General features: G+C 37.6%; 8 protein-coding genes and 1 pseudogene. 3 read left to right on the forward strand and 6 right to left on the reverse strand.

The window, feature by feature from the left end; translation table 11 throughout:
* Positions 1–9 precede the first annotated feature (9 nt).
* The gene (locus P20439_RS02795; RefSeq protein ID WP_008464475.1) at positions 10–819 is read right to left on the reverse strand and encodes a pyruvate, water dikinase regulatory protein; all 810 of its coding nucleotides are present in this window, start codon (positions 817–819) and stop codon (positions 10–12) included.
* A 154-nt stretch (positions 820–973) separates the two neighbouring features.
* On the opposite strand from P20439_RS02795, the gene ppsA reads away from it, so the two are divergent.
* Positions 974–3,349, forward strand: a complete 2,376-nt coding sequence (ppsA, locus tag P20439_RS02800; protein WP_008464476.1) for a phosphoenolpyruvate synthase — start codon at positions 974–976, stop codon at positions 3,347–3,349.
* A 53-nt stretch (positions 3,350–3,402) separates the two neighbouring features.
* On the opposite strand, the gene P20439_RS02805 is transcribed toward ppsA, so the two are convergent.
* Positions 3,403–3,615 (reverse strand): PGPGW domain-containing protein, encoded by a 213-nt coding sequence (locus tag P20439_RS02805; protein ID WP_008108725.1) that lies wholly within the window; start codon positions 3,613–3,615, stop codon positions 3,403–3,405.
* A 144-nt stretch (positions 3,616–3,759) separates the two neighbouring features.
* On the opposite strand from P20439_RS02805, the gene P20439_RS02810 reads away from it, so the two are divergent.
* A complete protein-coding gene (locus P20439_RS02810; RefSeq protein ID WP_008464478.1) occupies positions 3,760–6,804 on the forward strand; it encodes an FAD-binding and (Fe-S)-binding domain-containing protein in 3,045 nt (1,014 codons plus the stop codon).
* A gap of 76 nt (positions 6,805–6,880) precedes the next feature.
* Here the strand turns inward: P20439_RS02810 and P20439_RS02815 are convergent, their stop codons facing one another.
* Positions 6,881–8,080 (reverse strand): sodium:proton antiporter, encoded by a 1,200-nt coding sequence (locus P20439_RS02815; protein ID WP_008108721.1) that lies wholly within the window; start codon positions 8,078–8,080, stop codon positions 6,881–6,883.
* Positions 8,080–9,291, reverse strand: coding sequence for a tyrosine-type recombinase/integrase (locus tag P20439_RS02820; protein ID WP_008108719.1), 1,212 nt, complete (start codon positions 9,289–9,291; stop codon positions 8,080–8,082). Before P20439_RS02820 ends, P20439_RS02815 begins: the two co-directional genes overlap by 1 nt.
* Before the next feature lie 140 nt (positions 9,292–9,431).
* On the opposite strand from P20439_RS02820, the pseudogene P20439_RS02825 reads away from it, so the two are divergent.
* Positions 9,432–9,994 (forward strand): annotated as a pseudogene (locus P20439_RS02825) (YSC84-related protein).
* A gap of 324 nt (positions 9,995–10,318) precedes the next feature.
* Here the strand turns inward: P20439_RS02825 and P20439_RS02830 are convergent.
* On the reverse strand, positions 10,319–11,992 hold the full coding sequence (locus P20439_RS02830; protein WP_008464484.1) for a hypothetical protein: 1,674 nt from the start codon (positions 11,990–11,992) through the stop codon (positions 10,319–10,321).
* Positions 11,992–12,756: TniB family NTP-binding protein (locus tag P20439_RS02835; RefSeq protein WP_036932781.1), on the reverse strand; the 765-nt coding region annotated here is incomplete at its 5' end. The genes P20439_RS02830 and P20439_RS02835, both read right to left, overlap by 1 nt.

Here is a 12,756-nt window from a genome sequence, read left to right on the forward strand (position 1 = left end):
ATTAGTTTGTTAGTACTTACGACGCTCAAGGCCTGTATCAGAAATGATTTTTGCTGAAATTTCTTCAACAGAATGATGAGTAGAATTTAAATGGGCAATTTTATGTTTTTTATACAGCATTTCAACTTCGCGCACTTCAATACGACACTGCCTGATTGATGCGTATTTTGAATTTGCCATGCGTCTGTCTCTTATTGCAGCCAAACGCTCTGGATCAATAGTTAAGCCAAACAGTTTATGCTTATAAGGCACTAAGCATTTTGGTAAACCTTCGCTTTCTAAGTCGTCTTCGGTTATCGGGTAATTGGCTGCTTTAATGCCATACTGCAACGCTAAATAAAGACTGGTGGGTGTTTTACCACTTCGACTAACGCCAACTAAAATAATATCAGCCTCCGCAAAGTTTTTAATGTTGCCACCATCATCATTCATCAACGCGTAATTAACGGCATCAATTCTAAAATCATAACTTTTTTCATGAATAGAGTGTGTTCTGTGTACTTTTGGTACTGGCGCCACATTTAATTCTTTTTCAATTTTTTCGCTATAGGTACTTAAAAAATCGTATGAAACTGCATCCGCTGAGCGAATAATCTCAGACAATTTATGATTCACAAAAGTAAAAAACACCAAAGGCTTTTCACCTTGCTTAGATGACGTAGCGTTAATAAGCGCTTTTATTTCATGCGCTTTTTCTTCAGTTTCTACAAAAGGGATTGTTTTATGATTAAATTCGACAGGGAATAAAGATAAAGTCGCATGACCAAACACTTCAGATGTGATTGCTGTGCCATCTGAAATATAAAACGCAGTTCTCATAAAGCCTCTTTTTTATTACATTTAATTTTAAAATCAGTGTATCACGGTTTACGTGGGGACGTTTGCCAGTGTAGAATGGTGGCGACCTTTATAAAAGGTTTTCTTTCTTAACTCTCACAGTTACTACTACAATTTGTTTTTTGGAGAAAGATCCGTGCAAGAATACGTTCTCTGGTATCAAGAGCTTGGTATGCAAGATGTTCCTCGAGTTGGCGGTAAAAATGCCTCACTTGGTGAAATGATTTCAAACTTAGCTAACGCAGGTGTGCAAGTCCCAGGTGGTTTTGCTACTACCTCAGACGCTTTTAACGAGTTTTTAGAACAATCAGGACTCAACGCAAAAATTCATGACATTTTAGATACACTCGATGTTGATGATGTAAACACACTCGCCAAAGTCGGCGCCGATATCCGCCAGTGGATTATCGATACCCCATTCCAACCTAGTCTAGACAAAGCAATCCGCGACGCATACAGCCAGCTACATGGCGACACAACTGCAGATGTTTCATTCGCTGTTCGTTCATCAGCAACCGCTGAAGATATGCCAGATGCCTCTTTTGCAGGCCAACAAGAAACGTTTTTAAACGTTGTTGGTATAGATTCTGTAATGACAGCCATCAAACACGTATTCGCTTCGTTATTTAACGACCGCGCTATTTCTTATCGTGTTCACCAAGGCTACGATCACCGTGGTGTAGCGTTATCAGCGGGTATTCAACGCATGGTACGCTCTGATAAATCAGCATCAGGTGTTATGTTCAGTATTGATACTGAATCTGGTTTTGAAGATGTTGTATTTATCACATCAAGTTATGGTTTGGGTGAAATGGTTGTACAGGGTGCGGTTAACCCAGATGAATTTTATGTTCATAAACCAACGCTACTTAAAAACAAGCCAGCTGTAGTTCGTCGTAATATTGGCTCTAAAGCCATTCAAATGATTTACTCACAAGACAAAGCTCACGGCAAACAAGTAGAAATTGTTGACGTAGATCCAGCGCTTTCAAACAAATTCTCGATTACAGATGAAGAAGTGCAAAACCTTGCCAAACAAGCTGTAATCATTGAAAAACATTACGGTCGTCCAATGGACATCGAATGGGCAAAAGATGGTAACGATGGCAAACTATATATAGTTCAGGCGCGTCCAGAAACAGTTCGTTCAAACGAAGACACTAACGTAATGGAACGCTTCCAACTTAATGGCAGCAGCAATGTTGTTGTTGAAGGCCGTGCAATTGGTCATAAAATTGGTAGTGGTGTAGTGCGTGTACTTGATTCAATCAAAGAGATGGACCAAGTACAAGTAGGTGACATTTTAGTTACCGACATGACCGACCCAGATTGGGAACCTATCATGAAACGCGCGGCTGCGATTGTTACAAATCGTGGTGGTCGTACATGTCATGCTGCAATTATTGCACGTGAGTTAGGTATTCCAGCCGTTGTTGGTTGTGGTAATGCAACAGATTTAATTACAGCAGGTCAAGAAGTTACTGTATCATGTGCCGAAGGCGATACTGGTTTCATCTATGAAGGTATTTTAGACTTTGAAGTACTTACTTCACGTGTTGACGAAATGCCTGAACTTCCAATGAAAGTAATGATGAACGTAGGTAACCCGGATCGCGCATTCGATTTTGCACGTTTACCACATTCAGGTGTTGGCCTTGCGCGCGTTGAGTTTATCATCAACCGTATGATTGGTGTTCACCCTAAAGCGTTATTAAATTTTGATGCACAAACAGATGCATTAAAAGCAGAAATCACAGACATGATTGCCGGTTACGAATCACCTGTTGAATTCTATATTGGAAAACTGGTTGAAGGTATTTCTACCCTAGGTTGTGCGTTTGCACCAGAGCGTGTAATTGTTCGTATGTCTGATTTTAAATCAAACGAATATGCTAACTTAGTGGGCGGCCAGCAATACGAGCCAGAAGAAGAAAACCCAATGATTGGTTTCCGTGGCGCTGCACGTTATATCTCTGAAGACTTCCGTGATTGTTTTGCCCTTGAGTGTGAAGCTATAAAACGTGTTAGAAATACCATGGATATGACCAACATCGAAATCATGATCCCATTCGTACGTACCCTTGAAGAAGGTAAACGCGTTATTGAATTACTTGAAGAACATGGCCTTAAACGTGGCGAAAATGGTCTTAAAGTAATTATGATGTGTGAGCTTCCGTCAAATGCATTAATGGCTGAAGAATTCTTAGAATACTTCGATGGTTTCTCTATCGGTTCTAACGATTTAACTCAGTTAACGCTTGGTCTTGATCGCGACTCAGGTTTAATTGCTCACCTATTTGATGAGCGTGACCCTGCAATCAAAAAGCTACTTTCTATGGCTATTAAAACAGCCAAAGAAAAAGGTAAATATGTAGGTATTTGTGGTCAAGGTCCTTCAGATCATGAAGACTTTGCAGCATGGTTAGTAGAGCAGGGCATTGACTCTGTTTCGCTAAACCCAGATACAGTACTAGAAACATGGTTATACTTAGCAGACAAACTTGCTAAGTAAGTTACCTCGTTAAAAAATGCCAGCAACTGCTGGCATTTTTTATTGATTAAAAATTAATTTTTTGCTAATTTTTTATCTAAATAGGCACATGAGCGAGTCAGTGCTTTTTGACACCAAGTTAAATACCCTCTTGCTTTAGGGTAATACATAGAAAAGCAGAATAAGCCTGCAATAAAAAATATTAACGATGGCCCTGGCACCACAGCAAACAATAATCCGAGTAAAATAAACAGTGTTCCGCTGATCTGCATAAGTAGTTTTTTCATATAAACCTCATAGTAGGCGTTTAACTTGATTATAATTGCAGCTGCTCATATATCGATAAAAAGAGTGTTACAAACTGTAAAATCTTCAATTTCTATTAGCCATCGCCATGATATAATTACACAAATGCATTAATAAGCGCCGCCATGATAGCAACTATTACACAACAAGATGCCGCGACCGACTTGGTTGCAAATTACTTAAATACCATAAAAAATCAAGGGTTTACTGGAGATACAGACGCCAGTTATGCAACCAGACTCACTGCATCAACCGATAACAGTATTTACCAGCAGCTTCCGCAAGGTGTTATTTTTCCTAAAAGCGAAAAAGACATTCAAGTTGCTCTGCAAATAGCATCGCAAGACCCTTTTTTATCGTTAACTTTTGGTCCTCGCGGTGGCGGCACAGGAACAAATGGTCAATCTTTAACGCCTGGTATTGTGGTTGATTTATCACGTTATATGCGTGAAATCCTCGAGATAAATGTTGAAGAAGGTTGGGTACGAGTTCAAACGGGCGTGATAAAAGATCAACTTAACAACTTTTTAAAACCGTATGGATTTTTCTTTTCACCCGATTTATCTACCAGTAACCGCGCCACTATTGGCGGCATGATCAGTACTGATGCATCGGGGCAAGGCTCCTTAGTTTATGGCAAAACCAGCGACCATGTTTTAGGGCTAACCACCTATTTAGTTGATGGCACTGCAATGTCTACCAGTCCAATAGACATTGAAAAAGCAAAAATAATTGCCGATCAGGAATCCTTAATTGGCAAACTCTACAAAACAGTATTAGACATATCACTTAATGAACGCGACGCTATATTAGCCAAATTTCCACGGTTAAATAGATTTTTAACCGGTTATGACCTAGAGCATGTGCTAAGTGAAGACTTACAAACTTTTGATATGAGCCGCTTAATAACCGGATCAGAAGGCTCTTTAGGCATAGTTACTGAAGCAAAATTAAACCTAACACCTATCGCAGAATTTAAAACCCTCATAAATATAAAATATGACAGTTTTGATTCTGCACTTCGCCATTCACCATTTTTAGTTGATGCTCGCGCAACTTCAGTTGAAACCGTTGACAGCAAAGTATTAAATCTAGCTCGTGAAGATATTATTTGGCATTCAGTATCGGACTTAATAACTGATATACCAAATAAAGATATGCAAGGACTCAACATGGTTGAGTTTAATGCCGTATCACCAGAAGACATAAAAAACAAAGTAGACACTTTGTGCAAATTGTTAGATGAGTGTGTTGCTAATCAAACTAATGGTGTTATTGGCTATCAGTTAACCAGCGAGAAAAGCGATATATTAAAAATTTATGCAATGCGTAAAAAATCAGTGGGTTTACTCGGTAATGTAAAAGGCAGCCAAAAACCTCTCGCGTTTGCAGAAGACACCGCCGTTCCACCAGAAAATTTAGCCGATTATATTGTTGAATTTAGAGCGCTACTTGATAGCTATAATTTACAGTACGGTATGTTTGGCCATGTTGATGCTGGCGTTTTACATGTTAGGCCAGCACTGGATATGTGCGACCCTGAACAAGAAAAATTACTGCGCACTATTTCAGATGAAGTAGTAAAACTCACCGCAAAATACGGTGGTTTAATGTGGGGCGAGCACGGTAAAGGTTACAGAAGTGAATACGGTCCTGAATTTTTTGGTGAGCATTTATTTACCCAATTACGAAAAATAAAATCGGCGTTTGACCCAAATAATAAGATAAACCCCGGTAAAATTTGTACTCCGCTTGAAAGTAAGGACTCACTAGTTAGTGTTGATGGGCAGAAACGTTCTTACTTCGATAAGCAAATTTCTATTGATGTTAAAACCAGTTTTAATAATGCAATGACCTGTAATGGTAACGGCTTGTGTTTTAATTATGATGAAAACTCGCCAATGTGCCCATCTTATAAAGTGACCGGCGATCGCCGTAATTCACCTAAAGGTCGCGCGGGTTTAATGCGTGAATGGTTACGACTTCAAGAATCGAAAGATGTTAATTTGCTTGAAGTAGAAAAAGAGCTAAACAAAGGTGAAGTGATCACCTGGTGGGAGCGTTTTGTTCATAGCCGTGAAAAAAATAAAGGCGTTTACGATTTTTCTCACGAAGTAAAAGCATCAATGGACGAATGTTTAGCATGTAAAGCGTGTACTACCGCTTGCCCAATAAAGGTAGATGTACCAACTTTTCGAGCTCGTTTTTTAAATTATTACCATAGTTATTATGCGCGCCCACTCAAAGATTATTTAGTGGGTAATATCGAAAATAGCGCACCGTTAATGGCAAAGTTTGCTAGGATTATTAACCCAATTGTAAAAACATCACTTGTAAGTAGCATTATTAAAAAAACAGTCGGTTATGTTGATACCCCGCAGCTAAGTATTCCAGCACTCGGTAAACGTATAAACAAAGCGCAAACATTTAATTTAGAATTACTTAAAAAATTAAGTACGGATGAGCAAAATGCTTATGTACTCATTGTTCAAGACCCATTCACCAGCTTTTACGAAGCAGAATTGGTTGAGAGTTTTATTACACTAATTACTCAGCTTGGAAAAAAACCAATGCTGTTACCCTTTAAACCCAATGGGAAACCTCAGCACGTGAAAGGTTTTTTACATGAATTTAAGCTAACGGCAAAAAGTGCTGCAGAGTTTTTAAATCAGCTTAATGACATTAATGCGCCGTTAGTTGGTTTAGATGCGTCGTTAGTGATGTGTTATCGCGATGAGTATAATACAATTTTAGAAAGTAACCGTGGCGATTTTAATGTGCAACTTGCGCATGAATGGTTAGAAACACAATCGTTCAGTGCTTTAAAAGCTAAACAAATAAATACTGAATTTACCTTATTAAGTCACTGTACCGAAACGACTGCATTACCAAAAGCAGCAAGTGTGTGGAAAAATATTTTTGATGAACTTGGTTTAACATTAAACACCACAAATACTGGGTGTTGTGGTATGGCCGGCACTTATGGTCATGAAGCACAAAACCAAGCAAACTCCAAAGCACTTTATGAAATGAGTTGGAAACCTATCGTTGATAAAAATAAACCTGAGCAACTTTTATCAACTGGCTTTTCATGTCGTAGCCAAGTAAAACGTTATGAAAAATTTAAGCCTAAGCATCCAATAGAGTTACTGGCAAAAGTACTTAGTTAATAATTTAACTAAGTAAGCTGTAAAATAAAAAGGCGCAACTTATTATTAAGTTACGCCTTTTTATTTTTGTTTATATTTATTTAGTTTTTTTAGCAAAACTGTCTGCAATCGGTTTTGTACTAATACCATGAATAAATACACTAAATAAAATTGTGGTCATAGCAATGGTCGCAATTTGAAATTTATTTTCTATTTGTGTGTCTATCACCATTAAGGTAAATACAATTGAAGCCAACCCCCTTGGCCCAAACCAAGCAAACGTTAAACGCTCTTTTATTTTTAATGACGTAAATTGCAGTGACAACATAACAGGAATTATTCTGATCAGTGTTGTACTAAGTAGCCCATAAATTATTATTTCAGTATTTAATTTCGGGATCACTAAATAAGCACAAACAAAACCGAATAAACACCAAATCATTAAAGAGGAAAAGTCAGCTATATGCTCTGAGTCTTCAATCAGCTCTTTGTTTATTTTGGTGCTCGCGTATTTATCAAATAAAAGCCCAGCTACAAATACGGCAATAAATCCACTGCCATGAAAATATTGCGTAAGTGAAAATACAGCCATAGCAAAACCCAATAGTAAAAACGGGCTAGTGTTTTGGGCAAAGTAATGTCGCTTCATTGCAAAGTTTAAACACGGAATAAAAACAGCAATACCTGCGAATGCAATTAATAATGCAACTCCCAATTCTCTACCAAATACAGTTAACGTTTGTGTTGCAGTAATTGCGGATTCAGGATTTTTTGCAAGCAGAATAAATATTAAAAATATAGGCACACATAAGCCATCGTTTAAACCACTTTCAGTATTAATACCTTCGCGTATTTTTTCAGGCACTTTTGTATTACTTAATAACCCCTTACTTAACGCCGCATCGGTTGGGGTTAATATAATTGCGATAAGTGCTGCTTGAATTAATGAAAGCTCAGCAAATAAAAATAACGCGGTAGCAACCCCGAGTAATAGGGTTAAAGGTAAGGCAACAAATAAAAGTAAACTAGGATATTGAAAACTATGCCTTAATACTCCTAATTTTGACTTTGCTGCATCGGTAAATAAAAAGATACTGAGCGTTAATTCGATAAAGGGCAGTAAAAACCGTAAGCCATTTTTAAAATTTTCACTTTCGTTCGGAGCTATCAATGCTAGCAGCATCCCCCCTATAACAAAAAACATCGGCCCAGTAATTTCTGTTTTTTCTAATTGGCGTAGTGTTATAGAATAAATTAAAAATAATGCACCAATAAAAGCAATAACTAAGTATTCCATTAAATCTTCCTTTTTATTCCAGACTTTGCCCGTTCTTTAATATTTGTTTGAATATATATTTGATCAGTTGTGGCTATTTTTGCGTGACCTAAATCTTCAGATAAATGTTTTAAAGGTCGAGTTTGTGCGTCATGCGTTGCACCGGTATGTCGAAGCCAATGTGCAGTGGCCGCTTCTAATTGTTCCGCGTCATCTTTAAACCCATCATCAAGTAATGACTGCTGTGCAATATCAAAACTTTGTTGTACTAAACGTCGAATTTGTCTTACTGTCATACCACCTTGGCCACGAATTTTATGCACTAACGGGTCGGATTCGTCAACCCGGGGCAGGGCAGGTAAACCACGGTATAACCGATAACGTTTTAAATACTCAAGAAAATCATCACTTAAAGTTACATCTCGTAATTTATTACCCTTACCCATTATACGTAAAAACCAAAAGCCATCGTTATCTTGCCAAAAATGAGACATAACAGGTGACCATTGTGGACGTTCTGATAATTCTGATATACGTAAATATAATCCTTTTAAACAGGCGAGGGTAAAAAGGTTTCTTTCATACTCTGGTTTTTGTTCGCACAGATCACGCGTTACTCCAAATACGTATTCCCATTGAATATCGCTTAATGTATCGGGAATTTGTATTTGTGATTGTACAACCAAGTAGGGGCTATTTTTCTTAACCACAGGTACAAAGTTAGCGAAGGTTTTTTCTTCTAAAATAGCGAACTTGTAAAATACATTAAGTGCAGTAAACATAGCGGATAATGTTTGCTGACTCGCAATAGATTCTTTTTGCATGAAAGGGCGCCAATTTTGGTTTAACCTACGTACTCCTTGCTCATCTTTATAGCGCCACTGCACCGAAGTTGATGCCCACTTTTTGTCCGGCTCGACCATAAAATCAACATACGCCTCAATATCTTCACGCTTTAAATCGAATACTGATTTTTCAGCTATAAGCCATGACCACAAATAAAATCGTTCTAATTCATTGCGAAAACGACTATAAGTTGCTTCTGATTTTCGGCCATAAACATATAAAAACTGGTATAAAAAGTTAAGATCGGCCTTTGATTCAGTTACAGTCAAGCTGACTTGCTGTATAAAAGAGGCTAGTTCTGGATATTCTGATTGGAGTGTATTATCTTCAAGGTGAGCTATTTGATAACGTAATTGTTTTAATGTATCGACCAGAGCAACAAGCATAATAGTAAAATATATAAGAAAATAATAGACTTATAGATTAACCTTAAAGTCCGATACTGTCTAGTATTGGACATAACGAAATTTTGATATTTATGCTAAATGCAGATTTATTAACCATATACCTTATTAAAGGAAAAATCATGAAAAAATTACTTCTGTTGAGCATGTTAGTTATTAGCGTTTTATTAACAGGTTGCGCTACTACAGGCAGTGCTTCTCCTGGAGAAAAACGTGCTTTAGTACAAAGTATGAAATCGAATACATTAACTGCTTTATACGAAAAAAACCAGATGTTAAAACTCAAATTGCAAACTCTGCCGGTTATGCTGTATTTGATAATGCCAACGTAAACGTTATTTTAGCCAGTTTTGGTGGTGGGTACGGTGTAGTAAAAAATAACCTAACCGGAAAATCTACCTATATGAATATGGGCGAAGCTGGTTTAGGCTTAGGTTTAGGTGTTAAAGATTTCAATATTGTGATGGTTTTTCACGATCAAGCAGCGTTAAATAGATTTATTAAACATGGTTGGGCGTTCGGTGGTAATGCCGATGCTGCTGCAAAATACCAAGATAAAGGTGGCGCTTTAGTTGCCGAAGCTATTGCTGACCAAGTTACTGTTTACTCTTTAACCGAAAGTGGCCTTGCACTGCAAGCTGTTTTAAAAGGCACTAAATTTTGGGTCGATTCTGAGCTAAACTAAGCTATCAAAACCCTATCATAAGTGGGCTAGTTTTATGGTGAAAAAAGACTCATAACTTGAGATCAGACAGCCTTGAGATTAAAGGGCTGGGACAGTTAAGGCGAGATCCTAAAATCCCATTTGGGACACTTAAGCTGAGTCTCTTGGGGTCTTGCGACTCATAAAGTGAGATTTATTTCATAACCAACTGTTTTTATTTAATTTATCTAATAATAATCTACGGCAAGAATGTTAGAATTGCAACATGAAAAGGTATAAATTGTGATTCTGGTTTGGAGTCTGGGCGATTATTATTATTTTTAGCCCACTTATATATAGAGAGTTTTAGGCTGAGTGGATTTGTTGAAATGGCCAGTTGTTCAACCTTTTAGTTTTAAAGGTTCTAATTGGCTGGATAATTTTCCCTTCCTTTATATAGGTAACCACTTGGGTCTTACATTGATAGAAAGAATCACCAACAATTGGATCGATATTATTTTTTGACATTTCGGCTTTAAGCTTATCAAAGTCAATATTTCTAACTAAACAGTATCGCTTTAGATTGAATACCTTGTTTTCAATATTTTCTAAATCGCGGATTCGAAAATAAGTAGCTCCTTGCTGCCAAGGTAGTGAATAGGCCAATTCTTGCTGCCAAAGTGCCTTGAGGTCTTTTTGAGTAAAGCCAAATAAAGCAACTGCTTCGACTTCAGTTATCTTTTCGTCAAATCGTCCTTTATATTTAGAAAGGATTGTATTTAAAAACTGTCTTGTATCGTTAACTTTCAGCCTTTTGAAAAAACCATCTGTAGATTTCGACTGAGTAAATATTTGAGGAGTTTTGCATACCATTTCGAATACGTCTGCCAAGTCACAGTAAAACAGTTTCAAAAAATCGTTACTTAAGGGGTTATGAGCGAAGGTTCCATTACCTTGAAAATCAACCTTTAAGACGATTGTGCTTAACTCTCTTATATCTATTTGAGCTGTTACACCAGCTTTAGCTGCGCGTAGAGTTTTCACAAACCCATTTGTAATAATCGAATTTGCTTCATTTACGTTGCAAGACAAAATATCAGCTAACGTATCCACAGAACATTTACACTGTGCAAGTTCATCTTGTTCCGTGTCGCTTAATCCCTTAGTTTTCCAACTTGGCTTAATGCCGAAGTTCTTGGGGCTGATAGCAGATAATTCCTCTGCTACAAAAAAGCATTCGTTTATGTTAGTTTCCGCTAGTACTTGTTCAAGGATGGGCCATTCCATCTTTGTATTTCTGATCAGGAACCTTGGCCCTGCATATCTAGAACGATAATCAGTAAATCGGCTATCTGCTCGTATATTTGCTAACCAGTTCTGTATGTTTCTTACATTTGTGAGTAATGAGAATGCTGACTCAAAAATGTGGTCCCATGTCTTGAGGGCATTACGGTTAACGCGTTCCGGGACAATATCAAAAGGTCTTAGAACGAAACCAACAGCAAGTGAAAGGTCATCTAAAAAGAGTGGCAACATCGCCTTATCAAGATTTTCCATAAACGTTATGTATGCTGAAGTTTCGGAATATTGCGTTTGAAGTTTGTTACCACAATGACTGCACAATCCTTTCAGTAGTGCATTATCCCATTGAAGCTCCTCACCGCAATGGTTGCAGGTTTGCACTGTTTTACACTGGTGAACACTACAATATGTAGTTGTTAGATAACGACTGTCAAAATTTACATGTCCGTCATCAAGGCAGGTCGGGCAAATGTTCACACCAGTATAAATTAAGGATGTTAAGTAGCGGCTTTTATCATACTCAAAGCCTTCTAACTCTTTGGTGTTGGTTTCAATACCAGTCGTTTCTTTAATGATTTGATTATAACTTTCGAGGTTGCCATCTAACTTATTAGGAAATCTAAATCCATGCGCATTCACCATATCTTTTAAATCAGCATAGCCATGCAAACTAGCCACTTTAAGAAGGTAATATGCAGGATGTATTGTTGGACTAAAATCTAATCTAAGTGACAGCATTACGCAGTCTCCTTCATTTTAGCCTTAGCTTTGTTTAAGGCATTTAGACGAGCGCGTTTAGAAAACTTATTAATCGCAGTAATTCGTTTATTTAAATCAACTTCACTACATGTAAATGGGTTAATTCCGCTTTTATCCCATCCCCCCGTAGCTATAGCATCATGAGCTTTACCAAGTACAGAAAAGTCAATTTGTTGCCCTTCGTCGGCTAGCTCAATAGCCCATTGTAAAACCAATGCCATTCTGCCAATAACACCTTCGCTAGATGCCCACATCGCAGCTTGAAATTTTGCTGAGGTCATTTTGATGATCGATATCCTATATTGGCGGTGCAACTTGTCGAATATCATCGTATAACCTTGCATCACGGCAGCCATTGTATCTTTGTCGGACAATTCAATTGTATTGAATTCAATCGGGGGCAATGTTCTGTTAAATAGTTGCTCTTCTTCTAGTTGCATTTCAGAAGCTCTAGAAAAATTGTTTTCAATTAACTTAGAAATAGATGAGATCCCGCATAACAAAATCGGAACATGGCTCTCGTCCACTATATTTTTGATAGTATCTGCCAATTTTTGGGTGGTTTTCGAGTTTGTTTTATTTGGTAGTGCATGTTGAGTTTCGTCAATAATGAGTAACTCAATACCAATATTTTTCAATACTTCAATAACTTGATTCTCTAGTTGAGGCTGTTTTGTTCCTGCTTTGGGCTTTATACCAAGTTGAAGTAATATCGCTTCACAAAAATCTTTTGGCGTGACACC

The organism is Pseudoalteromonas sp. BSi20439 (assembly GCF_000241165.1).
Classification (GTDB): Bacteria; Pseudomonadota; Gammaproteobacteria; order Enterobacterales; family Alteromonadaceae; genus Pseudoalteromonas.